Source organism: Paenibacillus sp. FSL R7-269 (assembly GCF_000517865.1).
Lineage (GTDB): Bacteria > Bacillota > Bacilli > Paenibacillales > Paenibacillaceae > Paenibacillus_AQ.
This window is the reverse complement of sequence record NZ_ASPS01000012.1, coordinates 1-25,891: the sequence shown is the minus strand read 5'-3', so window position 1 is coordinate 25,891 and position 25,891 is coordinate 1. Positions and strand designations below refer to the sequence as shown.

Here is a 25,891-nt window from a genome sequence, read left to right as displayed (position 1 = left end):
TGGATATGCGGGAGGGATACGAGCGTGAATGAGGGCAAGAATAAAGCTGACTTAGCCGGACAACTGCTGGCAGGGGAGCAAGCTGAGGCTGAAGGGCTTGCCGCCAAGGCTGTAGACGCGATCGAGAACCTGTCCGGTGTGCATCCCGGATACCGCCGCGCCCATGCAGCGGGAGTCTGCTGCCGCGGCTTCTTCCGGCCGAGCGGACTGGGGAAGGAATTCACGGAGGCGGAACACCTTCAGGAGCAGCAGGTGAATACCATTATCCGCTTCTCAGGCAGTTCCACCGATCCAGCACTTGCGGATCTGCTCTCCCCTGCCAAGGGGATGGCTGTCCAGTTCATCCTGCCGGATGGCGAGGTGACGAATCTGGTTGGAGTGACCGTCCCTGTCTTTTTTGCGCGGACCCCGGAGTCCTTCATCGATATTGTACATATGGCCCACCGGCTGCGGACCGGAACACTCGGACCGATTGAGCTGATGAAGGAAATTGTCAGCCACTTCAGCGAGAGCAAGGAGGCCCTGCTCGCTGTGCGGCGGCTGAAGCCGCCTGCCAGCTACGCCGAATGCCACTATTACTGCATACATGCTTATATGCTGGTCAATGCAGAAGGCAGGCAGCGGCCTGTCCGGTTCGAGTGGGTTCCCGAGACGGGTGTGCGCACACTGACGCTGGAAGAGGCAGCGCAGCAACCGGACCGCTATCTGGAGGATGAGCTGGAGCTGCGCTTCAAGGATGAGCCGGCCATCTTCCAACTGGTCGCTGTTCTTGGAGAGGAAGGCGATGCTACGGATGATCCTACCCGTGCCTGGCCCGGAGAGCGCCGGAGAATCGATCTCGGGCGGCTGCATATTTCAGAGATCTGCCCCGATCCGAAAGATCTGCTCATGGACCTACGATCCTTACAACCGGCATGCTCCTCTCGGATGACCCGATTCTGAGGTTCCGCAGCGCGGCCTACGCCGAATCTTATGGACGGCGGATCGAAGGAAGGTAGCTGCTGCCTGCTGCGACAGATTTATACCGGCCCAGCGCCAAAGGGACACTGCGCCCTTTGGCGCTTTTGATTCAAACGCTATACTTAGTTGGTTAATGGATATTAATCCGGTTACAAGAGAAAGGAGTGCAGTATGCAGCAGGCCATGGTCATCATGAACCCGTCGTCCGGCAAGGCAGAGGCGCGGGATTATATCAGAGCAGCGGAAGAGGTGCTGCAAGGCGCAGGGTATCAGGTAACCGTCCAGGAGACCGCAGGGGAAGGAGATGCAACCGCCTTCTGCCTCCAGGCATGCGCCGAGTGCTATGATCTGGTGGTTGCCATTGGAGGAGACGGGACGCTCCACGAGACGATGAACGGCCTTACAGATCAGCAGCACCGCCCCACACTTGGCATTGTGCCGATGGGCACTGTCAATGATTTCGCCCGCGCGCTACAGATTCCGCTTATTCCTGAAGAGGCAATCCAGAGCCTGGCTTCGCCACGGACCCGAAGAGTCGATATGGGCCGGCTGAATGACCGGCTGTTCGTCAATGTGGTAGCCGCAGGCTCTCTGGCAGGCTCCCTCTCCTCGGTCAGCTCCGAAGACAAGAGCCGGCTCGGGTTCCTTGCTTATCTAAAAGAGGGCATTAAGGAGCTGGCCAGCAATACTGCACATCCCCTGACGATTACTCACGACGGGGAGATCTGGGAAGGCCTCTCCCCGCTGTTCATTGCTGCACTGACGAATTCCGTAGGCGGCTTCGAGAAGCTTGCTCCTGCTGCCGCTGTAGATGACGGCCTGCTCCATTGCTTCATCGTCAAGGACCTGCACCTGCTGAATTCCGTTACGGTCAGCATCTCCCTGCTGCTCGGCAATCTGCGGAATCATAAGGATGTCATCTATTTCACAGCCAAGGAGGTCTCCGTCCGCTCCACTCAGCCAGTACAGACGAATGTGGATGGCGAGCAAGGTCCGCAGCTGCCGATCCGCTTAAGCACCATTCCGCGCCATATTCAGGTCGTGGTGCCGGAGGAATGACCGACTAAGGCACTCCAGGCTACAGGATACAGGGTACAGGAAGCCGGGACAAGCCTCTTCCTCAACTGATTCCATGCAGCTCTGCGAAGTCCTCATCCAGTGTCCATTCCAGACGTCTGACCCATTCACGCTGCACTTCCTTGGGCGCTATCTGCAGGCGGTGCAGGATATTCCATACCCTGTACAGACTCGCCGCCTTCATCTGTTGCGGCGTGAAGGACAGCGGGTTAACAGACAGATAGCCCTGCAAGAAGGCCGTGTTAAGCAGCACGGATTGTACGGGATAATGATGCTTCGTGAACCAGCAGACCCAGGCTACATCATTCAGCGGGCTGCCCCATTCCGCCCATTCCCAGTCCAGCACATGCAGCAGATCATCGCCTTCACAGAGCAGATTATGTACTCCGTAATCGCCATGGGTCAGGACCCACGGAAGCTCCCCGGCCTCCGCCGCAGACAGAAAGTGAAGCGACTGCCTGCCGAGAGCGGCGGGGATGAATTCCAGCTTTTGAATCACCTGACTCAGTGCAGATCTGTTGCTGAGCCGGATCTCTGTCTCTTGCGGCTGATAAGGGCGGGAATGAATCTGGGCAGCCAGCAGCTGCCCCATTCTGCTGTAGATCCGCCCGGCTCTTGTCCAGTCCCTGGCATCCAGAACGGATTGGGCGTTCCCGCCCTGCATGCAGTCCATGATGATGATGCGCATCCCCTCCATCTCCGCCACCTCATGCACCACCGGGGTATCACAGCTTCCCTGCACCAGCCGCATCACCTGAACCTCATTGAGAGTGTCTTCATTGGACAGATTTGTTATTTTGGCTACAAGCGGCGGCTCCGCCCCCGCCATCAGATAGGTGAGATTCGTATATCCCCCTGTCAGCCGTTCCAGCCGGCAGGCATATCTTGCTTCCAGACCTCTGATGATGTTCTCAATCATGATATGAATCCCTCTCTTTTCCCTTCAGTAGACCCTATGCCAAGTGAAAACGACTTTGCCATCCTTTTAGGGACGGCACCGTTTCAGCGAGAAATAGAAGGATAAGTTATCGTGTGCAACGTATAAATCCTTATATTTCAAGAATATCACATGCTCCATTTCATTACAGATTAAGCTATTCTGCACAAGCAGCTCTAGGCTTCAGCCCTCTCTGTACAGCAAAGAGACCGGCAAGAGAATCCCGGCCAGTCTGCTTGGGTCATGCCTCTTAGCGGTCCCTACGCACAGCCAATACCTGCCCTGGACGGTGCTTATGCTTGTGGCCTGAACGGGACGTACAGCTTGCGGATCAACACCATTTGACCGATATGATAGGCATTATGAGTTGCCGCATTGCTAATGATCTCCCACCATGCAGCCGGTACCGGGAACCCGTTCACCTGCTCCTCCAGCCCTTCCTCAGACAACAGACTCTGCCAGTTCAAGAGCGCCTGCAGCAGCCTTCCGCGCAGCTCACTGAACGCAATATCTGCCGGAAGCCTGAAGCTGAGGTTATTATCCTTAACCGGAGGCACAGCGTCCATATGCCCCTCGCGGTACCGTGTCTGCCAGGCTTCATTCCAGTACAGCAAATGCTGGGTAAGCTCAGCTATGCTGTTGACTCCTTCACCGGGCTTCCAGAACGCTTCCTCCTCGGTCACGTCCTCCACAGCCTGCATATAGGGAAGATGCCAGCTGGGATCGTTGGCCCCGGCCAGCAATTGATTGGCAAGCACATCCTTGGCATGAATCATTCCTTCACTCTCCTCTACTCCGCATTCCGTTATATTCTAAGTAAAGCCCCCTTCCCTACCGGGAACGAGGACTTCTCTACTGGCTGGAGGGCTTGTATTCGCTCAGCTTGCCGTAATAGACCAGATGCAGCCGGTCGCTCTGCCGGAAGTCATCCGGGGTGACGAGTGCAGGCAGCTTGTTCCACAGCTTAATGCCCGAGCGCTCCAGAATCTCGGCAACGAACTGCGAACAGAAATACGAGTTACTGAACTCCACCGGCTCCTTGAGTGCAATACCGATGACGCCGAGGATATTGTAGAGATACTTCTGGCGGCTGCGGATGAAGACCTGGAGCACCCGCTTCATTTTCTCAACCTCACGGTCCGTAACCTGAAGCTCGTAGATGACGCAAGTCGTCTCTGGATATTTACTGTAGGTACCTGTGCGAATATCCTCCTTCACGAACCCGCCGTTCAGCGGATTGGCCGGATGCTTCCTTCCAAAGCTATATAGCTCGGACAGCTCCCTGTTAAACGAGATCGAGGCATGATTATACGGCGCTTTGGTATACCCCTGAATGAGCTTCGTGAACAGCGTTCCCGTATTGGTGAGCATGATGTACACCGATGGATCTGCTGACATTTACAATATTTCCCCTTATCAAGTCGGTTGTTTTGCTTCATAATAAGCTGGACGCTCTATCTATTTTAGCATAAAATTCCTATATTGAAATGATACCCGAGACAAGTTGGTGATTGTAATGAACCGTTCTTTATTCACACTAGTTCTGATCTTTGCAGCTCTATCGGTGATCCATGTGCTGTATCTTGTGGTCAGCAAATTACAGAAGGACAAGGATTATACCGGAATCGGCTTCCGCATCCGAACCTGGTGGGGCATGCTGTTCATCTTCTGCCTGGCTACCCTGTCCAATTCGGTCGTGTCCCTGCTGTCCCTGATGGTCCTGAGCTTCTTCGCCCTTAAGGAATACTTCTCCATGATCCGCACCCGAAAAGCAGACCGCAGGCTGTTCCTCTGGGCGTACCTGTCCATTCCGCTGCAGTTCTACTGGATCTACATTGAGTGGTACGGGATGTTCATTATCTTCATTCCAGTCTATGTGTTCCTGCTGCTGCCGATTCCCCGGCTGATTAACAAGGGAACGCTCGGCTTCCTGCGCGGTGTCAGCGCGGTGCAGTGGGGACTGATGCTGATGGTCTTCGGGCTTAGCCATCTGGCCTATTTCCAGTTCGCCACGCCGGAATACGGCGCAGGGCTGGTTCTCTTCCTGGTGGTGCTGACCCAGCTCAATGATGCTGTGCATTATCTGGCCTCGCTCTACATCGGCAAGCACCGGATCGTCCCGACCGCGAATCCCCACCTGACCTGGGAAGGCTTCGTCTGCGCGTTCGTGGTGACTACAGCAGTCTCGTACCTGAGCTATTCTCATCTTACACCGCTGAATCCGGCCTTTGGCTATCTCTCCGGCATGCTGATCAGTCTCAGCGGCTTCTTCGGCAGCCTGACAGTCTCCGTACTCAAGCGGGATCTGCTGATCGGGGATGACGACAAATTCGCAGCGCTGCAAAAAAGCTACCTGAGCCGCGTAGACAGTCTTGCCTACACCGCACCGGTATTCTTCCATGTCATCCGCTACTATTTCGACTTCATGTAGCCGCTGATCACAGCCCTTAATGTGCAAAAGAAGAGACTATCCGTTAATGGATAGTCTCTGCTATGCTGTCCCGCTTAATTCGTGCTTGTACCTGCACTGTCTGGAGCTGTAGTGCCTGCATCTGCCGGCTTCGTGGTGCCTGCATCGGCTGGCTTCGTAGTACCAGCGTCCGCAGGCGGCGTTCCTCCCTCTCCGCCTGGTCCGCCTCCGGCTCTGTTACCTCTACCGCCGAAGCCGCCGCCCCCCGGCCCGCCCATACCACTTCCGCCTGTGGTTACACCCGATGCATTCACCCAGGTCACCGGACTGGTGATGTCAAAAGCAACGAATTTGCTGCCCCCGCTGTACGTCCCGCCGGTATACAATCCGTCTGTTGCTGTTCCGGTAGAGCTGCCGCCGGTATAGACGGTATAAGAGCCGCCGTTCAGTTCTGGAGTGCTGACCACTACGGTCTGGAAGCTCTTTGCCGGAGCGAAGGTCAGAACAGCCTTACCGTCAGCGTCTTCCAGATGAACCATCGTTCCGGCCTGCTGGGTTGCTGCGAACTCCACGCTTACCGAATACTGGCCGGAGTCTTCGCCCGGAGCCTGTGCCATTCCTGATGCACCTGCGGCTACCAGGAATCCGCCTGTGATGTTGAAGGCTCCGTCATAATCCAGAGCGCCGTTGCCGGAGTTCTCGGGGCCATTCACAATGACGGTGCCGCCGGTCATAGTTACCGAGCCGTTGGAATCCAGGCCATCGCCTGCGGCATCTACAGTCAGGGTGCCGCCGCTAATGGTCAGCAGGTTGCTGCCGGTGCTGCTGAACGAATCCTGTGCCTGTGTTCCTGCTGCTGCATTGGTATCGTTGCCTCCGGCCACATTGACGCCATCGTCCGTGGCTGTCACATGAATATCACCGCCGGATATGGTGATGTCCGCCCCTTCTATCCCTTCATAGCTCTTCGTAATATTGACGGTGCCGCCCGATATGGAGACCAGAGCATCGGCATGAATCCCGTCATCGCCTGTAGTGATCTGGAATTCTCCATCTGTCACACTGATGTTTCCGTTACTGTGCAGTGCATCATCGGCGGAATTTATTGTGAAGTTTCCGCCGTTCACGGTCAGGTCGCCGCCTGCTTTAATCCCTTTGGCGCTGACGGATTCCGTCTCCGCCGCTGCTGCGGTGTCTGACTGTGCTGCGCCTGCGGTGCCACTCTCCGCTGCTTGGCGCTGGTCGGCCGCTGGCGCAGCATCCATCGCAGGCGGTGTACCCCCGTCTTCTCCCGGAGCAGGGAAGCTACCGTCCTCCGGCCGCTGGCCGAAGCCGCCGCCGCCCATTCCCGGCCCTCCCTGATCGCCGGTCTTCACTTCGGCATTCACATAGCCGCCGCCGGTTACCATCGTATAGGTGCCACCATCAATGACTGCGGCCGTCTCCGCTTGTATCCCATCATTGGCAGCCGTAATGTCGAAGGTTCCGGCGGCAATGGCGATGAAGCCCTTAGCGGCATCCTTGTCATTGGTTGACTTGAGGCCATCGCCTTCGGCATGAATTGTAATATGGCCGTCCTGAATGGCAATCATATCTTTCCCGACGATGCCGTCATCGGCTGCCTTCACCTCAAGCGTGCCGGACACAATTTTGAGATCATCCTTGCTGGTAATGCCGTCGTTATAGTTGCCGGTAACCGTCAGCTTGCCGGTGCCGTTAATCGTCAGGTCGGCTTTGCTGAAGAGCACAGCGCTTGGCTCATCCTCAGCTCCTTCAGCGAACACATACGCAGCTCCATCCGTCACACTGTTATCCGTCCCTTCCTGCAAGGTGATGACCACTTTGCCGGCTTCCTTGATGTAGACCGGGGCATTATCGCTGTCCGTCAGGTGAGCGTCATTCAGTACCAGCCTTACGGTCCCTTTGGACTGCTCATCTACGATAATCTGGCCGTCACTCAGTGTGCCGCTAAGCACATAAGTGCCTGCCTCCGTAATGGTCACTGTGCCCTCTTGCGCCGTAGCGCCGGCACCATCAACTGCAGCCGTTGTTCCAGCCAGGGTTATAGCGGTCGAATCTGTTGCCGTCCAGGCGGTTACTGCATCCTCTTCCTCCCAGGTCACAAGATCTGCTGTCTTCACACTTGCCGGCTGTCCGGCGGCAGAGGTACTGCTCTGAACGGCCTCAACTGTTGTATTCACGTTGTTACTTGTATCGGATGACGTAGCTGCTTTTGCACTGCATGCCGACATGACTGCGGTGCATAGCAGCATAAGTCCTATTTTCCCGGTTGTTAATCTGTTCTTCATCAGTCATCGTTCCCTTCCTGTAGCGGATTAGTATTCGTTCATGACAGGTGCCATGGTTAGTGAGAGATCCAGGTTCCCGTTACGTGTGCGGATGGCATCCAGCAGCTCCTTCTGGCTTGTCTGCTCATCAATCGTTACAGCGTAGACCAGCTCATACAGGCTGCCCAGCTCCGTGGTTCTGATCTTCTTCAGCTCGTAGGCCACATTGAAGGTGTTGAAAACCTCCGCGAAGGCTTCCTCATAGCCCAGATTCTCAGGGATCGTTACCTTCAGTGTCTTGTGCATTGTCTTCTTAAGTCCAAAGCCTGTACGGTTAAGCACGGTCATCAGAATACAGAGGATCAGGGTGAAAAAGACCGCGTAACCGAAGGCCCCTACCCCGCAGGCCAGCCCTGAGGCCATAGTGAACAGAACGAAAGTGATATCCTTCGGATCACCGGGGGCGCTTCGGAACCGGATGATCGAGAAGGCGCCCGCCAGGCTGAAGGCCCGGGCCACATTGCTGCCGATCAGCAGGATGATAATCGCTACAATGACCGGCAGCAGAACCATGGTCAGCGTGAAGCTCTGTGAGTATCCGGCAGGGCTCGTCTTCATGTAGGTGAAGCTGATCAGCCCGCCGAGGATAATGGCGATGACGATGGTTAAAGCAGCATTCATGAATGTTAGTTCTGAAGTAGACTCAGCTACGGAAAATATCGAATCAAGCATAGCGGACACGCTCTCTTTCTGATTGGCTGTTTCGCAGCATTTTTTTGTATTCGTTGCCGTATTTGGAGAAGCTGGTGCGGTACATCTGATGCTCCGACAGCATCTTGGCCAGCCAGACCGGAATGGTCTTCTCCGCCTTCACTTCCATCAGCCATTGCCCCGGCTCCAGCAGCTCCTCGCCATACACGCCATGTTCCATCTTCAGATCATACCGGCGGCAGCGGATATTGGTATCGAAGGTGATGCGGAGATCGCGGTTATTTTTACAGAACATAGCCTTGCGATCATAGGACAGATAGAGCTTCGGCTGCAGATCATAGCGGGTCAGCAAGTACTTGATCTCTTCGATCACCTGCTTGTTCATATAGCTCGCGAATTCAGGCTCTCTGCCGCTCTCGATGAATGCATAGGCTTCATCCAGCTTCAGCGGGGTTCTTCTTTTGTTGACCAGACCCAGCACCTTCTTCTTGATCTCCAGATAGACCCTGGTGTCGCCTTCAGGAATGCCGTAGGCTCTGATGCGCAGCTTCTCCTTGTACTTCGGCTTCGCCAGGCTGCTGCGGATCAAGGAATTCTGCGGGGTGTCATAATACAGATTGGTGATGGAATAATATTCGTGCTGCTTGTTGTATGCATCAGGCTCCATATATTCCAGCAATTCATGATAGAGCTTCAGATAGGATTCATGGTCCAGCAGATACTTGTTCTCGTAACGGTTGAAGACCTCAATAGCCATGGGGATCAGTTCCTTTCAGGGGAGTAATGAGTGGTGCCGCTTGCTTATGAATGTATCTTAGCCTCCGAACCTTTAGTGAATCTTAAATGGATTAAGGTTGATTAAAGGTCCCCTTGATATAATGGCATCAGCAGCAAATCCATTACTTAAGAAGAGGATGAGCCATCCCATGAGAATATTAATCGTTGAAGACGAGGTCCATCTGGCGGAGGCCTTAACCCAAATCCTCAAAAAACACAATTATTCGGTAGACGCGGTGCATGACGGCAGAGCCGGTCTTGATTATGCGCAGAGCGGGATCTATGACCTGCTGCTGCTGGATATTATGATGCCGGAGCTGGATGGAATCAGCGTGCTGAAGACGCTGCGCAAGGACGGAATCTCCACACCGGTCATCATGCTTACAGCTAAAGGAGAGATCACCGACATGGTGACTGGACTCGATCATGGAGCTGACGATTATATCGCCAAGCCGTTCGCTTCAGAGGAGCTGCTGGCCCGTATCCGGGCTGCCCTGCGGCGTAAGGGCGAGGTGATTCCTGACGATGCCCTGAAGTTCGGGGATCTGGAGCTGAATACGGTTAATCCGAAGCTGACGGTGAAGGGCAAGGAGATGAAGCTGAATCTGAAGGAGACGGAGCTGCTGGAGCTGCTAATCCTAAGGAAGCAGGCGGTCACCTCGAAGGAGCAGATCATTGAGAAGCTATGGGGGTTCGATTCCGATGCGGAGCATAACAACGTGGAGGTTTATATTTCTTTTTTGCGTAAAAAGCTGACCTTCCTGAACTCGGAGGTGCGCATCAGCACGATTAGGGGCGTAGGGTACGTGCTGGAGGGGAGTGCCTGATGTTCAATAAACTCCGAACCCGGTTCCTGATTGTCAATCTGGTCACCATCTCCATTATCATGCTGGTGGCCTTCGCCGCCATCTACATCTTCACGTACCGCAATGTGCAGGCAGACATCTATATGGCGCTCCACCGGATTGCGGACATGCAAGAGCGGGGTCCGGGCGACGGACAAGGCCCGCGCGGTTCAGGTGGCGGTGGCGGCGGGGCAATGCCCGCGGGCCAGGGGCCGATCGACCCTTACCAGCCGGAGCGTTCCGTCTCCTTCAAGGTGCAGACCGATGCCAACGGCACGCTGACCGGCAAGGAATCGAAGTTCACTATGGACGATGAACTCTATACCGCCGCGCTGAAGGAGGCGCTCAGCCAGGGCAAGGACACCGGCCAGTTCACACTGGACGGCAGCCGCTGGATCTTCATGGTGAAGCCTGCAAGCAGCGGACAACAGTTGGTCTTCATGGACATCACCGCCCAGCAGCAGATCCTGACGAACCTGATCTATACCTTCGCGGCTGTCGGCCTGCTGACACTGGTCATCCTGTACTTCACCAGCCGCTACTTTGCGGGGCGCTCGATTGCGCCGGTACGGGAGGCTTTTGACAAGCAGAAGCAGTTCATTGCCGACGCCTCCCATGAGCTGAAGACGCCGCTGACGATTATTAACACCAACGCGGATGTACTGCTGGCGAACAGTGAGGATACGATCCGCAATCAGGCAAAATGGCTGCAGTATATCAAGTCCGAAACGGAGCGTATGACGCGGCTGACGAACGATCTGCTGTACCTGACGGAGATGGATGACTCCCGGACCGGGAAGCTCCACAGCCGGTTCAATATGAGCGAGGCGGTAGAGAATATTATTCTGACCATGGAGGCGGTCATTTTCGAGAAAAATCTCTCTCTCGACTATGACATCCAGCCGGACCTTACCGTGCCAGGCAACAGCGAGCAGATCAAGCAGGTGGTGATGATTCTGCTGGATAACGCAGTGAAATATACGAATCCCAAGGGCTCTGTACACATCTCGCTCTATAAGCTGAACACCGATGTGCTCCTCTCCGTTTCGAATACGGGGGAAGGCATCGCGGCAGAGCATCTGGCGCGGATCTTTGACCGCTTTTACCGTACGGATACCTCCAGAGCGCGCAAGCAGGGCGGCTACGGCCTGGGTCTGGCTATCGCGAGGTCCATTGTGGACCAGCATAAAGGGAAAATCTATGCGAAGAGTGTAGCCGGAGAGTCCGTGACATTCTATGTGCAGTTGCCTTGAGGGAGCTGCAGCAGCTCCGAAGACTGACAGAGAAGGATTGGGCTATAAAAGGGGGTGCCCCGTCAGCTATGCGCTAGCTGGCTGGGGCACCCCCTTCAGTATTGTTGCTTTAATTGATTTCCAGATAATCAAGGTAAGCATCCCAAGTCCCGTCATCGGCGGTAACCACCAGCTCAATCACCTGGTTGCCGGTTCCATGGCTGACATTGCTGATCGTATAGACCGCAGGGCTGCTTCCGCCATAGTAGAAGGTCCCCTTCGTCACCCCGCCGATCTTGAGGTCCACCCTGGCCATATTGGCGTTATTGGAGGCCCCGCGCAGGGAGAAATTATGGGTGCCGCTGGTGAAATTCTGGGTGTACTTCACGGAATCATTATTCGCGTACAAGGCAACTCCGGAGAAGGGTGAGCTGATGTTAGCAGTATATTGACCCGCCTTAGTCATGTTCTCCGCCTCTACCTTCGTTGCAGCGGGGCCAGGACCATTGCCGCCATCTGGCGCAACCGCCCTGCCGGTGGACGGCGAGATCATGCCTGAGCACAGGTTACGGTTCTTGAGATTCTGTGCAATCTGCGGTACCGCCTGGAGTGTGGTCTGGTATTGGTCATGCATCAGGATGACATCCCCATTCTTCATCGTGCCCACAGCAGCCACGATCTGGGCGGTTCCCGCTCCGTTCCAGTCCTGCGAATCCACATTCCAGAGCACTTCAGTAAGGCCATTCTGGGCCTCGATGGACTTGAGAGTCGCGTTAGTCGCCCCGTACGGCGGACGGAACAGCTTCGGAGCAGTGCCGGTAATGGATTGCAGCGTCTGCTGGGTATTCGTAATCTCCGATGTAATCTGGGAGTTGCCCACCTGGGTCAGATTCGCATGCGACCAGGAATGGTTGCCAATCCACATCCCTGCGTTCTTCTGGGCCAGTACGAGCGAAGGATTGTTCTGCGCATTCTGCCCGACATTGAAGAACGTGGCGCGCAGGCCATTCTGCTGCAGAGCATTCAGCAGGTTCGTCGTGTTGCTTGGATTCGGCCCGTCATCATACGTTAGAGCTACATAGCCGGCCGAGCAATCGGCGGCGAACACCTTCTCCCCGCCTACCGCCAGCGACCCCACAAATAAAGACACGACAAGCGACCCGATAGCTGCCCATTGTATAGCTTTCATTCTAAACATTCTCCTAATTCCCCTCTCGGCTTGAATAGTTTCCTGACTGTACCCGTTAAGGCTGTAACAGTATGTATTCGCTCCGTTGAAGTCAATCGCTTACATTAGTAATTATAGCAATTATTCCCTTTTTAAGCTAGATGCGATTCTTGTAATTTGTGCTAAACAATCTCAGCTATAACGATGGAGCAGTTAATTTTGCTTGTTCAAGTTCATTTGCAAATTGCAAAAGAAATTCTTTATTGGTTTTTAACGGAGGAAGAAATAAGCTTTGATGTTCGAAATAGAGAATAAACGAACCTGTGCCATATTCATGAACCCACTGCACTCCAAAGGACTCATCAGAATGTGTAAATTCCCCAGTATATTCTCCGGGAAAGTCCTTCAGTAAATCAATAAAGGCATTTAAAGTGATATTAGCCCAGCCTAATGTAAAGGATTTCACCATCTTCTCATCATGTATAAAAGTGATATTGAGTTTACTGCCTTCAATATCTTCAGGTATATGGTAGATGAAATCAATATTAATATACGTTGAAGATGTCAAATCCTGATTATGCAGTTCTGGCATAAGATCCTCCTTTATTCAATAATTTTCCATAATTAAGACCTGTCCGGGATGAATAGGTTTTCATTTTATCCGTATGATATAAAGTTCGACTTTATCAAGAACCATATACGAGGAGGAAGATGAATGACCTTTGGTTTCAGGACACTGGGGAAAATGCTTTTGGCTCTAACACTGCTTGCAGGTACCGCCGCTATTGCCGGACAGCCGGTGAAGGCTGAGGGGGCAACGAAGCTTTTTTATCACACCTCGGGCAGCCGGATTGTAGATTCTCAGGGGAACCCGGCCGTGTTCAACGGACTGAACTGGTTTGGCTTCGAGACGCCGAACTATTCCCCGCACGGATTATGGTCGCGTTCCATGGATGATGTGCTCGATCAGGTCCGCGCAGAAGGGTACAACCTGATTCGCCTGCCGTTCAGCAGTCAAATGTTCGACCCCGCTTCCCAGGCCAACAGCATTGATTATGCCAAAAACCCGGACCTGGCCGGTCTGACTCCCATCGAAATTATGGATACCTTAATCGAAAAAGCCGGCCAGCGCGGCATTCAAATCTTCCTGGACCGGCACCGCCCCGATTCCGGCGGGCAGTCGACGCTCTGGTATACGGCCGCATATCCTGAATCCCGCTGGATCAGTGACTGGGTGATGCTGGCTGCACGTTATGCGAATAATCCTACGGTAATCGGTGCCGACCTGCATAATGAGCCTCATGGCCCGGCAAGCTGGGGGACCGGTGATCTCAGCACTGACTGGCGGCTCGCGGCCCAGCGGGCAGGGAATGCAATCCTTGCAGTGAATCCGCACTGGCTGATCATCGTCGAAGGGATCGAGCAGAATGTGCAGGGTAACACCAGCAAGTACTGGTGGGGCGGCAACCTCACCGGGGTGCGGAATTATCCGGTAACGCTTACCGTTCCGAATCAAGTGGTCTATTCCCCGCATGATTACGGTCCCGGGGTGGCGGAGCAGCCGTGGTTCAGCGATCCTGCTTTTCCGGCGAACCTGCCTGCGATATGGGATCAGACCTGGGGTTATATCAGCAAAGAGAACATCGCCCCTCTAATCATGGGTGAATTCGGAGGCCGCAGCGTGGACACCCTCTCGGTGGAAGGGAAGTGGCAAAATAAACTAGTCGATTACATCGGCACGAATGATCTCTACTGGACCTACTGGACACTGAACCCCAACAGCGGGGATACCGGCGGTCTGCTGCAGGATGACTGGGCAACCTGGAACCGGCCGAAGCAGCTCATGCTGAACCGGATCATGAAGACGGTCACCTTCCCTCCTATTGAGGAGCCCGGCGGCCCCGGGACAGGACCTGTAACCGCCACTCCGCTCTACCGCAGTGATGAGACCGGCAACAATGTGGGCTCCATCCGGGCAAGTCTCCAGCTGAAGAGTACTTCCACCGTTCCCGTCCCGCTCAGCCAATTCACGATCCGTTACTGGTTCACCCAGGACGGCAGCTCTGCACACACCATGGAGATTGACTACGCCGTCGTCGGCAAAAACAATATCCAGACCACCATCGTTCCGCTCGCGGTTCCGGTCCCCGATGCCGATGCCTACGCTGAAATCTCTTTCAAGGACGGGGCAGGCAGCCTGGCTGCTTCCGGCTCAACCGGTGAGATCCAGTTCCGTATTCACAAGGATAACTATGCCAATTACAGCCAGGCTAACGACTACTCCTTCCGGCCGCTGTTGACCAGCTTCACTGCCAATGACCGGATCACTGTATACCATAACGGCACGCTGATCTACGGCATAGAGCCGTAAAACAAAACGCACGGGTATAGAGAGGTTCGCCCTCTGCCCGTGCGTTTTTTTGATTTTTAACCCAGGTTACTCTGCCTGTTCCTCCAGCCTCGCCCGCATCTGTGCATAGGCCTCCGGGGTGCCGACATCCTCTATCGTGCCCTCCGTATAGTAGGCCCGCATCTCCTGACGGGAATGCAGCCATTCGGGAAAATAACTCGGCGCATCCGGGTTGCCCCCTTCAGCCAGATAACGGGAGAACAGCGGCAGCGTAGACCGTTTGTAGATGTACAGCGCGAATACACCAATGTTGGAGCGGGGCGCCTGCGGCTTTTCCTCAAGGGATAAGACCCGATTCTGCGCATCCAGCTCCGCCACGCCGATACTGCGCAGCTCTGCCGGATCATCTACCGTCCGCACCAGAATACAGTCTGTACCCACCTTGTGAAAATAGTCCAAATACCCCGCCAGGCCAAAGCCCAGCACATTATCGCCTGCCAGCACCAGCAGATCCTCCTGCGGCTGCTCCCGCTCCAGCACAAACTGGATATCGCCAATCGCGCCTAACCGCCCCTCAGGAGAAGAAGTGCCGTCGTTCAGGATACGAACCGGCTTGTTCCCCTGGTACTGCCCGGCCCACTGTTCAAAAGCATGGAAAAACCGCTCATTCGTCACCACAAGAATCTCGGAAATCTCCTCCAGCACCTCCAGCCGCGCGGCCAGCAGATCCAGAATCGTCCGGCTTCCCTGCACCGGCAGCAGCGGCTTCGGGGTGTCTAGCGTTAACGGATACAGACGGGTGGCATACCCCGCAGCCAAGATTAATGCGATCATCCTCGATCCGCTCCTCTGTCTGGTGTGGATGCTGCGAATAAGGCTCTGGACAGCAGCTCCATCGTTTGCCTGTATACAGTATGGGCGGCTACGGCATCTCCAAGGAACCCGCCCATGTATAGGTGGATTACACCATGCAGCGAGGACCATATGGCGGCGACAAGAGCCCCGGTCTCTTCCTTGTCCGAAATAAGCCCCTGCTGCTGGGCGGTAATGATTAGAACCTGTAGTCGGCGTATGGCGGTCAACGTTCCCTGCATACTCTCCGCATCCGGCTTGAACTCGGCAAAAGCCCCTCCGAACATCAGCTTGTAGTAGCTGCTGTAATCCTGTCCGAACTGCCAGAAGGCTTCGCCCAGTTCCAGCAGATGCTGCTGCAGGTCAGCATGCGGCGGCACCTCTTCAAACCGCAGGGCCAGCAGCTTACAACCTTCAAGATATAACTGCTGGGCCAGCCCCTCTTTATTAACAAATAGACTATAGATAATTTTGGTGGAACAGCCCATTCTTTGCGATACTCTGCGTACAGTGACGGCCTCCGGCCCCTCTTCCTGCAGAATGGCCGCGGCCGCATCCACCACAAGCTTACGGAGATTCTCCGTATTTTGCAGGCGGGCTTCCTGATAGGTCTTCAGTGTCCGGCCCGTGGATGGCGAGGACTTGTCTTCGTTATGGATAGGAATCACCTTCATTCGGTTATCAATGTTATTGACCAGCAACAAGGTTGCCGGGTTCTAACAGGAATTCTAAACATTCGCACCTAGGATGTCAATTGAACCCTTACGTGAAAAAATTAGATTGACACACGCGTGATGTTTTGGTTACTATGATTCACATAGGTAACGTTGTTACCAAAACAAAACGTTGATTCAGAAGGAGAAGTAAAAATGAATATTAAAGGGAAATGGTCATTGGTCACCGGAGCCTCTTCGGGAATCGGAGAACAGTTTGCAAGACAATTAGCCAAGGAGGGCAGTCATCTGGTGCTTGTAGCCAGATCCAAAGTCAAACTGGATGCACTCGCAGCCGAATTGACCCGAAGCCATGGAATTCAGTGCCGGGTGATTCCCAAGGACCTATCGCTCGAAGGCGCTGCCGGAGAGCTGTACCAGCAATGCCAGCAGCTTGGCCTGAATATCGATCTGCTGGTGAACAATGCGGGTTTTGCCACCCATGGCCTGTTCGAGCAGGTCTCCGGCGAGCGCCAGCATGAAGAGGTCATGCTCAACGTAGCCGCTGTAGTCGATATGACGCATCTCTTCCTTCCCGGAATGCTCCACAGAGGAGCAGGCGCTGTGATCAATGTATCGTCTACCGCAGGCTTTCAGCCGCTGCCTTATATGGCCGTCTATGGGGCGACCAAAGCTTTTGTCTTGTCCTTCACCGATGCCCTCTACTGGGAGAATCGTGATCGCGGCGTCCAATTCTTCGCCCTGTGTCCAGGCTCGACGGAGACCAATTTCTTCAACGTGGTGGGCACGGAGGATGCCTCTGTCGGCGGCGCGAAGGACTCACCGGAGCGGGTAGTGGCCCTTACACTGCGCGCTATGGCCAGAGGAAAACAGTACGTTGTTCCGGGGCTCCGCAATTACCTGAGTGCCCAGATTACCCGGTTCATGACCCGCAGACAAAGCCTGCGCTTGGTCGGTGGTATGCTTCGCCCTACAAACCCTAAGGAGAATGTGTAATGTCTACAGAAACTAATCAACGCAAACGGTCCGCCGGTAAGCATATCCGCAGATGGAGCTTGATCCTGCTCGGAATAATCGTGCTGGGAATCGCCGGATTCCTGCTGATGCCAGCCCCGGTAGAGCCTGCCGTATGGTCTGCACCTGCCGCCCCTTCTTTTGAGCAGGAGGGCCCTTGGAAAGAGAACAGCAAGCTTAGCTCCGCAGAGCTTGTGACAGATCGCGCGAAGTTCCCGGAATTTATCACTTTTGATGCTGCGGGGCTGCTGTACACGGGCGACTCTGACGGCAAAATATACAGAGTAGCCTTCGATGCGGAAGGTAAGGCGCAGCCAGCCGAAGTGTTCGCCGATACCCAGGGAACACCTAACGGGCTGAAATTCGATGCTGCCGGAAATTTGATTGTGGCGGATATTCAGAAGGGACTGCTGTCGATTGACAAGGATGGGAAGATTGAAGTATTGGCCACTGAAGTGGACGGAGGGCCGATCTATCTGGCGAACGAGCTGGACATCGCGCAGGACGGAATGATCTATTTCTCCGATACCTCTAACTACGGCAAGGTCATGTTCAAAGAGATCGCCGAGAACAAACCGCATGGACGGTTGTTGAGATATGATCCGCAGACCCGGCAGACCACCGTTCTGCTGAAGGATTTATATTTTGCCAATGGGGTCGCATTGTCTGCTGAAGAAGATTTCGTGCTTGTTGCTGAATCGTACCATTACCAGCTGACCCGATACTGGCTGAAGGGGCCCAAGCAAGGCACCTCGGATATTTTCGCGGAGAATCTGGCAGGGTTCCCGGACAATATCACTCGCGACGCTCAGGGACATTTCTGGGTAGGAGTATTCACAACCCGTCTGGCTTTTGCCGATTACATGCATAGTCATCCCTGGGTAGCAGCGACGATGTCCAAGGTGCCACAGTCCCTGTTAAATGGAGCAAGTGCCCCGGTGAAGCACGGACTTGTCGCAGAATACGGCCCCGAAGGCGAGCTTGTGAGCAGCTGGCATGATCCGGAAGGGACCTTGTACGGGATCACCACTGCCGTAAGCCAGGGAGGATATTTATATCTCGGAACGGCACCGGGCGGAAGCCAAGGGGTTCACCGGGTGCTTTTGAAACCGTAAGATTGTTACATTGAGGCAACCCAAACAGCAGCCCACTCCGGCAGGAGGGGCTGCTGTTGCAGTTGGAGCTGGGCGTATGATTGTTGCGGAGCTTATCCTCCCCCCGCTACACGCGCGGTCGGTATGCTATGCCGTCGATCTGGACCTTAAGTCCATCCGGACCGCCCACATGCGCGAACTCGGTGGAGATCGTTTTGCGGGCAGGGTACTTGCCTTGGAATCTGCGCTTGAATACCTCTTCCATAACCGGAATCTCCCACACATCCCGCAGCAGAATGTCCACTTTCACCACATCTGTGAGTGTAAGTCCCACCTGTCCGAGACGATCACTCATATCATTCAGCGCACCTTCCACCTGCTCTTCCACCGTTCCGCCCACATTGCCCACACAGAAGCTCAGGAAAATAAAATCCCCCGCCTCTACTAAACCGGAGTATGCATACTCCTCATTCACATCATGTCTGGTGATCCCGCCCATACTGGTTCTTGTCCCCTTGTCGCCTGAGATAAACCCAGTATAGCAGGAAAAAATAGACATCTGTATGCAAAAAGTCTTACATTATCATATATAACTGAGAAATACTTATGAATGGAGGAGAACCATGAAACGATTCCTAAAATCAAAGTCTTTTCTGATTACATCCATCCTGTTCAGCTTTCTTTTCATTATGAATATCATATCGCCGCCTGACAGTACGGGAATGGACATTGCACTCAGTATTCTCAAATCTGTATTGGCTGGTGTAATAAGCGGCTTTATTATTGGCGGCATTCTCTTTCTTTTACTGAAAAAGAAGTCCATCTGACCTTAGACTTCCACACACGGTGTTTCAGGAAGCTTCAAAACGACCTGCTCCAGACATGCTGTCAATATCTAACTTGGATGATGCGTACATAGGAGCAGTTGAGCGTGGAGAGCGGAATTTTTCAATCGGGAAGTGCTGGCTACCCTGGATAGCTCCGAAAAAAAAGATGCCCGATGAATCCAAACCCAAAAGGATGCCGCTTAGTAAACTGAAATCGGTTTTGAGAAAAGAGGAGTATTATGGGCTCTCCGAGTGGAATGATTATTTTCTCAGCAATATCAACTGTATTTTTGGTTGTATGGGTTATCGGAGCTCTGTTAATAGCAATATTCCCCTTTAAGTCTTGGGAGCTTCTGCAAGGATGGAAGACACGCAGAGAGCCATCCTCCTCCTATTTTATAATGGTAAGAGTACTGGCAATTATTATGTTTATCATTGGTATTGCTCTACTTTCCTTAAACTTATTTCACAATTAATAAAGAACAGGACTGCCCATATACAGGCAGCCCCGTCTGATTCGTCCTAATCCAGCTCCGCGCGCGAGAACAGATCGCGGATGAGCGCGTCATCCTCACAGGCCCGCTTGAAGGCAGTGGCGAACTTGACCAGTGCCTCACCGTCAGAGGAATAGGCGCAGAACATACCGGCCTCCGGATCGAAGCGGACAATTCCGGATAGCTCAGGCATCTGCTCCTCCAGGAAGACCGCAGCCAGAGAGGCCCAATCATATCCGTTGCCCTCGAAGCCCTCGTCTTCCCGTGCGGCGAATACCTCCGTCTTATAGCTTCCTGCATTCAGAATCACGGACTTGCCGCCGTTATCCTGCTCCACGATTATGAAAGGCTTCAGATCCGCAGCTCCCGCCGATTCCGCCTCCTTCAGCTTCTTCAATAACTGTTCCTTTGCCTCATCCGTGAACCGGAGTGTCCCGTTCGTCTTCACGATCATGCCTTGGCGGACACGGTCGTCCAGCCAGTCCGTGATGAAGCCCGGGGCATATCCGCCAGTGCTGAATTCACCGCCGAACGCGATCATTTTGGAATACACCTCAAGATATTGGTCACGGCTCGTATTCGGGTAGACGCGGGTATAGAGCCAGAATTGCAGATCATACATCAAGGTGGACCGCTCGTCCGCATGAAGAGAGAAATGGCCCTTCTCCTCCACAATGGCGGTGCAGATCCTGCGGATAATGCCCTCTATATCGTCCACTTCCGTAACCTTGTCGCACAGCTCCTGCAGCAGCGGTGAGAACGCACCGGACGCCACTGTCTTCAGGTCATCCTCCTTATCCTCTTCCGAGGTATCAAACACCTCATCGTTCACCAGCCCACGGATAAAGGTCTCGAAGTCAGGGGCCAGGAACGTAATCTCATAGTTGCCCTCCTGATCCACATGAATCACCTCAGGTTCACCCTCCGGCCCGCAGTGGCGGTAATCCAGCATGATGACATCATGTCCGGCAGAAGGACAGTCTCCGAAGACCACGCCAATATCGGGGTAACCCCACTCCTCAATCATGAAGCGGCTTCCCAGGTCTCCGCAGAGGGAGTAGCTTTTGTCACGGCCGATTCCGGCTATTCCTGATATCGCGACATGGTTCTCCGCCCAGGAGGTAGATTCATTCACCGGAAAACAAGTATTCCGCGGAATCCCCCCGTTATGCTGCTTCATCATGGCAATGTAAGAAGCTGGCAGCTTATAGCCCAGTTCTTGCTCGACTGAAGCAATCAGCTCGTCACTGGGCAGCGGAGAGACATACTCCTTCAAGGCATAGTCGCTGTCCTCCCAGAAATCCGCACAGAAATCAAGGAAAGACCCAAGGTCTCTGCCGCCGCTCTCTCTGAGCAATTTAGCATTATGTATCGCTTCAGCACGCCTGGCCTGCTCTCTGGCCTCACGCTGTAAGCCTTCCCGGCTGTACTCCAGCATATTCTGAATATCTCCGTCTCCCGGCTCCAGTTCGTCTGCACGTGCAAACGCTTGGACAGCCTGCTCGTATTGCTTCAGATAATAGTAGGAGTACCCTGTGCGAAAATGCCACAGCGAATCCGCCTTGCCTTCCTCTGCAATGCTGAGCAGTAGCCCCAGCGCTTTGTCGTAATCTCCCAGGTTGTTATAGGCTCTGCCCAATTGGCTGATACATTCATAATCTCTTGCCTCCGGCGGAATCTCCAGAAGACGGTCCACAATCTGCTGAAATTCATTCTTGTCATGCCAACGCTTCACTTGTGCCAGCAACGCTTCATCCATACCTTTTAGCCTCCCTGTTTGGACACTGCAAAACAAGCCCATCCCCAAATTCCGCAGGCGCGCTTGCCGTCAGTTCATTCACTATTACCCATTCACCGGAAAATCGGGAAATTAAACAGGCCCCGGTTAACATAGATATCTCCCGGCTCAAAATAACCCCGCAAAACGGGGCTTTAGCTTCGGCTTCTATACCAAAAAGAGGCTGTCCCTGCCTATATCCGGCATCAGAACAGCCCCCTATAATATCATACCTATACATTCCGGCAATTTACTGAATCGACTGCAGATGCTCCCCGAGACGGTCCCAGGTTTCGGTAATTCCCTGGATCATCCCCATATCCATGACAGTGCGGAGCGCTTCTTCAGACTCATATTTCGAGCGGCTGATCAGCTTCGTTCCGCCTCCCTCCGTCTCTTCAAAGATCATGCTGACCAAAGTAGACGGCATCCCTTCGGTTTCATTGCCTTCGGCATCCGAGAAGTAATCGGTGTAGACAAAGCTCTCGCCATCAGTAATTTCATGATAGACGCCCTTGCCCCAGGATTCCATTCCGAAGAATTCCCCCTGCTTCTCATCGACACACTTCATACAGTAATGCCAAATACCGCCCGGACGAAAATCAACGCTGCAGAAGGGAACAATCCAGCCGCGCGGGCCCCACCACTGCTTCAGATGCTCTGCCTCAGAAAATACTTTGAATACAAGCTCACGCGGGGCATCGAATACACGTTCCAGAACCAGCTCAAGACCTTCTACTCGGGAAATCATTGTGCCAGACATTCCTAATCCCTCCTGATAGTCATTCATTTGTCTTCGGACTGTAACTGCCGCAGATAGTCATCCAGATTGTCGAAGCGTTCACTCCACAGCCTGCGGTAAGCTTCCAGCCAGGCATCCATAGCCTTCAGCGGCTCCGTACGCAGCCTGTAGTTCCGGCGGTTAGCCGCCGCTTCCACCTCAACCAGTCCGGCTTCCAGCAACACACGCAAATGCTTCGAGGCCTGAGGCTGACGGAGCGTGAGCCGCTCGGCGATATCGCCTACGCTCATCGGCCCGTCTTTCAGGATCTCTACCATCCGCAGCCGCGTAGGCTCAGCAAGTGCGCTAAATGTCGTTGTGTCCATCATTTCAGCATTCCTTTAATCAAGCCTTTTAGTATTTCGGGTACATGCACAATATACCCTAATGGGAATATTCCCGTCAAGGAATATTTTAAAATTGTCAGACGGCTTCTGCTGCTCTTTTGCTTCTCATTACTTGTTGTCTATTCGAGCAGGTTAACGCCTGCCGCTTCCAGCGAAGGAATAAGATATTTATGGTCTATGGGCGATGACATCACAATTAGAATCGTATAGTTCCCGTATTTATCGCATTCATTGCCGAATTGCTCCAAGGCTTGCGTGGAATCGGTCATTACTTTTAACAGATAGTTGTGCTCTCCGCTGATCCGGTAACATTCAACGACCTCCGGAGAGGAGCGGCAGAATTCCATGAAGGCAGTACATTCTCTGGAGTGGAACAGCATATAGGCAGCCGCATGTTTTCCAATCTTCTCCGGTGAGATTATGGTGCGATACCCGCTGATTACCCCATTTTCCTCCATACGTCTAACTCTTTCTGTCACTGCGGGTTGTGATAGGCCCACATATTTCCCGAGTTCCGTCATAGATATTCTCGCTTGGCTCTGAAGATGAAACAGAATCTGCTTATCCGTATGGTCCATTCCATTCAACTCCTTTAATTTTAAGGAACTTTGTGCAATCTGCCTTGTTTTAAATCGCCGGACGGCTAGTATAGCTTGGTTGCCCTATGTAAGCCGATTAACTTATTTTATATAATATACTTACATTAGTAAAGCAAACCTTGCTTTAACTATAGTGAAAGGATGATAACTGTTGAGTACACAGTATTTGAACACGATTAATCCAGACCGCCTCCCGGCGCGCATTGATAAAGTTATTGAGCAGACGCTTACCGACAAGCGCCTGGCGGGCGCAGTCATCAAGGTAGCAGTAGATGGGAAGCTCCTGTATAGCCGGGCTGCCGGCCTTGCAAGCCGTGAACTGAAGCAGCCCATGCGGGAGGATGCCTTATTCCGGCTGGCATCGGTTTCCAAGCCGATTACCTCAACAGCTGCTCTGGTACTAGTGGCCCAAGGCCGCTTGCTGCTTGATGAGCGGGTGGACCGCTGGCTGCCGGAGTTTCAGCCACGTCTGAAGAACGGCAAGCGGGCGGAAATCACGATACGCCACCTAATGACGCACACCGCTGGTCTAACCTACCGCTTCTTTCAGGAAGAAGGCGGCTCCTATGAGCAGGCCGGGGTATCCGATGGCATGGATCAGTCTGGTATCACGCTTGAAGAGAATCTGAAGCGGCTAGCGTCTGTTCCACTCCTCTATACGCCAGGCACCGAGTGGAGATATTCTATCGCAACAGATGTGCTGGGGGCGGTGATCGCAAGGGTTACCGGAACCACGCTCAATGAAGCCATAGATACGCTCGTGACCCGGCCACTCGGCATGAAGGATACCGGCTTCCTTGCAGTGGAACCGCAGCGGCTGGCCACCGCTTACGCCGATGATGTTCCGGGCCTGCGGCCTATGGAGAATCCGGACAGGTTGGCCTTTGTAGAAGGAACGGCGGGATTCCGGCTCGCCCCGAGCCGGGCGTTAGACAGTACTGCCTATGCTTCCGGGGGAGCCGGTATGATCGGCAGCGCCGGAGATTTCCTCCAATTGCTGGAGACGTTGCGGAAGGGCGGGGCGCCCCTGCTGCCGGAATCGCTGGTCCGCGAAATGACTACCAACCAGATTGGTGACCTCTCCATGCCCTTCTGGCCGGGACGAGGCTTCGGCCTGGGATTCACAGTGCTTAAAGATCCTGCTGCTGCAGATACTGCAGAGTCCCTAGGCACATGGCGCATGGGCGGTACCTATGGCCATTCGTGGTTCGTCGATGCCAAGCAGCGACTAAGCGTGGTAGCATTCACCAATACAGCACTGGAGGGCATGTCGGGTCCGTTCACGGTTGACCTGTGTAATGCCATCTATGGCAGATTGGACCCGTCATGAACAATACCAAAGAGAACGCCGGGATGAGCAGCAGCACCATTGCTTCCCCGCAACAGAGCTCCAGTTCTCCTGCTTCCGTACGCCTTCCCTGGGCCGGGTTACTTGCCCTGGCGATGACCGGGTTTATCTGTATTCTGACTGAGACGATTCCCGCCGGGCTCCTGCTTCAGATCAGTAAGGGGCTTGGAGTCACAGAGGCCATGGCAGGTCAGCTTGTTACCCTCTATGCCCTGGGCTCGTTAGTCGCCGCCATTCCATTGACCACGGCAACACGCGGCTGGAGGCGGAGACCCTTGCTGCTAGTATGCATCCTTGGTTTTCTCATATTCAATACCGTTACTGCCTTATCTTCGAGCTATCCCCTGACGCTAACGTCCCGTTTCTTCGCAGGTGTGTCCGCTGGTGTCCTGTGGGGAATGATCGCAGGTTATGCACGGCGCATGGTACCGGAGCAGCTTAAGGGACGGACTATGGCTATTGCAATGGCGGGAACACCGCTTGCTTTGGCGTTTGGCGTGCCAGCCGGAACGTTTTTGGGTGACCTTGCAGGCTGGCGTAATATCTTTGGCGTCTTGTCGCTGTTCGCTCTGCTGCTGACTATTTGGATACTCTGGAAGCTGCCGGATTATCCGGGAGAAGCTGCAGACCATCGTCCTCCTCTACGTAAGGTCTTCACAAGGCCTGGAGTGCGGCCGGTCCTGTTTGTAGTGCTGGCCTGGGTATTGGCCCATAATATCCTGTATACCTATATAGCACCGTTCCTTACTCAGGCCGGGCTGCCCGGGATCGTGGATTTGGTGCTTCTTATTTTCGGTATTACAGCACTTCTTGGCATCTGGTTAACCGGTATCTGGATTGATCGTCACCTGAGGCTGTTGGTTCTGATTAGCCTCACTGCATTTGCATTGGCATCTGTCCTGCTCAGCATAGGCAGCAGCAAACCTTCGGTGATCTATCTGGTAGTTGCTGTATGGGGCTTAACGTTCGGAGGAGCAGCTACGCTGCTGCAAACAGCAATGGCCACAGCTGGCGGAGAGAGCGCAGATGTAGCGCAATCCATGCTTGTAACCGCATGGAATCTGGCCATTGGCGGGGGCGGTGTAATTGGTGGAATTCTTCTCGAAACAACGGGTGTTATGACATTTCCTTGGGCGTTGTTTGTCTTGCTGGTTCTTTCCTTATGGATAGCAAGGCGCAGCAGAACACATGGATTTCCTCCCGGAAGCATAGATATTCATCGCAACGATTAACTTTACCACGCCGTTTCTCCTCATTTCATGTACTGACTAATCTTCTGTATAATACCTAAACAGCCGGGAATCCATCCTCCCGGCTGTTCTGCTTCAA

General features: G+C 53.8%; 25 protein-coding genes. 10 read left to right on the top strand and 15 right to left on the bottom strand.

Features of this window, described 5'->3' with window-relative positions; translation table 11 throughout:
• Positions 1 to 24: 24 nt before the first annotated feature.
• Entirely contained in the window at positions 25 to 942 is a 918-nt protein-coding gene (locus C162_RS04765) for a catalase (protein WP_235218353.1), read from the top strand.
• A 189-nt stretch (positions 943 to 1,131) separates the two neighbouring features.
• Positions 1,132 to 2,019: a diacylglycerol/lipid kinase family protein gene (locus C162_RS04760; protein ID WP_036691844.1), complete on the top strand. Its 888-nt coding sequence runs from the start codon at positions 1,132 to 1,134 to the stop codon at positions 2,017 to 2,019.
• A 61-nt stretch (positions 2,020 to 2,080) separates the two neighbouring features.
• Here C162_RS04760 and C162_RS04755 read toward each other — a convergent pair whose 3' ends face one another.
• From C162_RS04755 to C162_RS04745, 3 genes are all read right to left on the bottom strand, one after another.
• A complete protein-coding gene (locus C162_RS04755) occupies positions 2,081 to 2,956 on the bottom strand; it encodes a phosphotransferase family protein (RefSeq protein ID WP_036691842.1) in 876 nt (291 codons plus the stop codon).
• 311 nt (positions 2,957 to 3,267) lie between these two features.
• Positions 3,268 to 3,750, bottom strand: coding sequence for a DinB family protein (locus C162_RS04750; RefSeq protein WP_036691839.1), 483 nt, complete (start codon positions 3,748 to 3,750; stop codon positions 3,268 to 3,270).
• Between the two features lie 76 nt (positions 3,751 to 3,826).
• Positions 3,827 to 4,372, bottom strand: a complete 546-nt coding sequence (locus C162_RS04745) for a hypothetical protein (RefSeq protein ID WP_036691837.1) — start codon at positions 4,370 to 4,372, stop codon at positions 3,827 to 3,829.
• Between the two features lie 118 nt (positions 4,373 to 4,490).
• Here C162_RS04745 and C162_RS04740 point away from each other — a divergent pair, with 118 nt between their 5' ends.
• Entirely contained in the window at positions 4,491 to 5,405 is a 915-nt protein-coding gene (locus C162_RS04740; protein WP_036691833.1) for a phosphatidate cytidylyltransferase, read from the top strand.
• A 74-nt stretch (positions 5,406 to 5,479) separates the two neighbouring features.
• Here the strand turns inward: C162_RS04740 and C162_RS04735 are convergent, their stop codons facing one another.
• The 3 genes from C162_RS04735 to C162_RS04725 are packed head-to-tail and all read right to left on the bottom strand — an operon-like array spanning position 5,480 to position 9,140.
• A complete protein-coding gene (locus C162_RS04735) occupies positions 5,480 to 7,693 on the bottom strand; it encodes a carbohydrate-binding domain-containing protein (RefSeq protein WP_036691830.1) in 2,214 nt (737 codons plus the stop codon).
• Between the two features lie 27 nt (positions 7,694 to 7,720).
• Entirely contained in the window at positions 7,721 to 8,404 is a 684-nt protein-coding gene (locus C162_RS04730; RefSeq protein ID WP_036691827.1) for a DUF4956 domain-containing protein, read from the bottom strand.
• Positions 8,397 to 9,140 (bottom strand): polyphosphate polymerase domain-containing protein, encoded by a 744-nt coding sequence (locus C162_RS04725; RefSeq protein WP_036691824.1) that lies wholly within the window; start codon positions 9,138 to 9,140, stop codon positions 8,397 to 8,399. Before C162_RS04725 ends, C162_RS04730 begins: the two co-directional genes overlap by 8 nt.
• A 169-nt stretch (positions 9,141 to 9,309) precedes the next feature.
• Between C162_RS04725 and C162_RS04720 the strand changes: the two genes are divergently transcribed.
• Both C162_RS04720 and C162_RS04715 read left to right on the top strand, forming a co-directional pair.
• Complete coding sequence (locus C162_RS04720; RefSeq protein WP_036691822.1) at positions 9,310 to 9,987, top strand: response regulator transcription factor; 678 nt, start codon at positions 9,310 to 9,312, stop codon at positions 9,985 to 9,987.
• Positions 9,987 to 11,258 carry a sensor histidine kinase gene (locus tag C162_RS04715; protein ID WP_036691819.1) on the top strand — a complete coding sequence of 424 codons (1,272 nt, stop codon included), beginning with the start codon at positions 9,987 to 9,989 and terminating at the stop codon, positions 11,256 to 11,258. The genes C162_RS04720 and C162_RS04715 overlap by 1 nt, the downstream gene beginning before the upstream one ends.
• A 109-nt stretch (positions 11,259 to 11,367) precedes the next feature.
• On the opposite strand, the gene C162_RS04710 is transcribed toward C162_RS04715, so the two are convergent.
• Positions 11,368 to 12,435: a polysaccharide deacetylase family protein gene (locus C162_RS04710; protein ID WP_036691816.1), complete on the bottom strand. Its 1,068-nt coding sequence runs from the start codon at positions 12,433 to 12,435 to the stop codon at positions 11,368 to 11,370.
• A gap of 166 nt (positions 12,436 to 12,601) precedes the next feature.
• Positions 12,602 to 12,997 carry a hypothetical protein gene (locus tag C162_RS04705; protein ID WP_036691813.1) on the bottom strand — a complete coding sequence of 132 codons (396 nt, stop codon included), beginning with the start codon at positions 12,995 to 12,997 and terminating at the stop codon, positions 12,602 to 12,604.
• A 123-nt stretch (positions 12,998 to 13,120) separates the two neighbouring features.
• Here C162_RS04705 and C162_RS04700 point away from each other — a divergent pair, with 123 nt between their 5' ends.
• Positions 13,121 to 14,776: a cellulase family glycosylhydrolase gene (locus tag C162_RS04700; RefSeq protein ID WP_036691809.1), complete on the top strand. Its 1,656-nt coding sequence runs from the start codon at positions 13,121 to 13,123 to the stop codon at positions 14,774 to 14,776.
• Between the two features lie 66 nt (positions 14,777 to 14,842).
• Here C162_RS04700 and C162_RS04695 read toward each other — a convergent pair whose 3' ends face one another.
• Complete coding sequence (locus C162_RS04695; protein WP_036691806.1) at positions 14,843 to 15,589, bottom strand: nucleotidyltransferase family protein; 747 nt, start codon at positions 15,587 to 15,589, stop codon at positions 14,843 to 14,845.
• Positions 15,586 to 16,281 (bottom strand): TetR/AcrR family transcriptional regulator, encoded by a 696-nt coding sequence (locus C162_RS04690; protein ID WP_179090425.1) that lies wholly within the window; start codon positions 16,279 to 16,281, stop codon positions 15,586 to 15,588. The genes C162_RS04695 and C162_RS04690 overlap by 4 nt, the downstream gene beginning before the upstream one ends.
• A gap of 195 nt (positions 16,282 to 16,476) precedes the next feature.
• Here C162_RS04690 and C162_RS04685 point away from each other — a divergent pair, with 195 nt between their 5' ends.
• Positions 16,477 to 17,277, top strand: coding sequence for an SDR family NAD(P)-dependent oxidoreductase (locus tag C162_RS04685; RefSeq protein ID WP_036691804.1), 801 nt, complete (start codon positions 16,477 to 16,479; stop codon positions 17,275 to 17,277).
• Positions 17,277 to 18,410 carry an SMP-30/gluconolactonase/LRE family protein gene (locus tag C162_RS04680; RefSeq protein WP_036691801.1) on the top strand — a complete coding sequence of 378 codons (1,134 nt, stop codon included), beginning with the start codon at positions 17,277 to 17,279 and terminating at the stop codon, positions 18,408 to 18,410. Before C162_RS04685 ends, C162_RS04680 begins: the two co-directional genes overlap by 1 nt.
• A gap of 106 nt (positions 18,411 to 18,516) precedes the next feature.
• Here C162_RS04680 and C162_RS04675 read toward each other — a convergent pair whose 3' ends face one another.
• The 5 genes from C162_RS04675 to C162_RS04640 all read right to left on the bottom strand — a co-directional run bounded on the left by C162_RS04675 (position 18,517) and on the right by C162_RS04640 (position 23,193).
• Complete coding sequence (locus C162_RS04675; protein WP_036691799.1) at positions 18,517 to 18,888, bottom strand: RidA family protein; 372 nt, start codon at positions 18,886 to 18,888, stop codon at positions 18,517 to 18,519.
• Between the two features lie 850 nt (positions 18,889 to 19,738).
• Positions 19,739 to 21,469 (bottom strand): Imm51 family immunity protein, encoded by a 1,731-nt coding sequence (locus C162_RS04660; RefSeq protein WP_036691790.1) that lies wholly within the window; start codon positions 21,467 to 21,469, stop codon positions 19,739 to 19,741.
• Between the two features lie 268 nt (positions 21,470 to 21,737).
• Positions 21,738 to 22,250, bottom strand: coding sequence for an SRPBCC domain-containing protein (locus tag C162_RS04650; RefSeq protein ID WP_036691785.1), 513 nt, complete (start codon positions 22,248 to 22,250; stop codon positions 21,738 to 21,740).
• 23 nt (positions 22,251 to 22,273) lie between these two features.
• A complete protein-coding gene (locus tag C162_RS04645) occupies positions 22,274 to 22,594 on the bottom strand; it encodes an ArsR/SmtB family transcription factor (RefSeq protein WP_036692208.1) in 321 nt (106 codons plus the stop codon).
• Positions 22,595 to 22,734: 140 nt separating this feature from the next.
• On the bottom strand, positions 22,735 to 23,193 hold the full coding sequence (locus C162_RS04640; protein ID WP_036691783.1) for an Lrp/AsnC family transcriptional regulator: 459 nt from the start codon (positions 23,191 to 23,193) through the stop codon (positions 22,735 to 22,737).
• 172 nt (positions 23,194 to 23,365) lie between these two features.
• Between C162_RS04640 and C162_RS04635 the strand changes: the two genes are divergently transcribed.
• Positions 23,366 to 24,544, top strand: a complete 1,179-nt coding sequence (locus tag C162_RS04635; RefSeq protein WP_235218352.1) for a serine hydrolase domain-containing protein — start codon at positions 23,366 to 23,368, stop codon at positions 24,542 to 24,544.
• Positions 24,545 to 24,567: 23 nt separating this feature from the next.
• Complete coding sequence (locus C162_RS04630; protein ID WP_200869183.1) at positions 24,568 to 25,794, top strand: MFS transporter; 1,227 nt, start codon at positions 24,568 to 24,570, stop codon at positions 25,792 to 25,794.
• Positions 25,795 to 25,891: the final 97 nt, after the last annotated feature.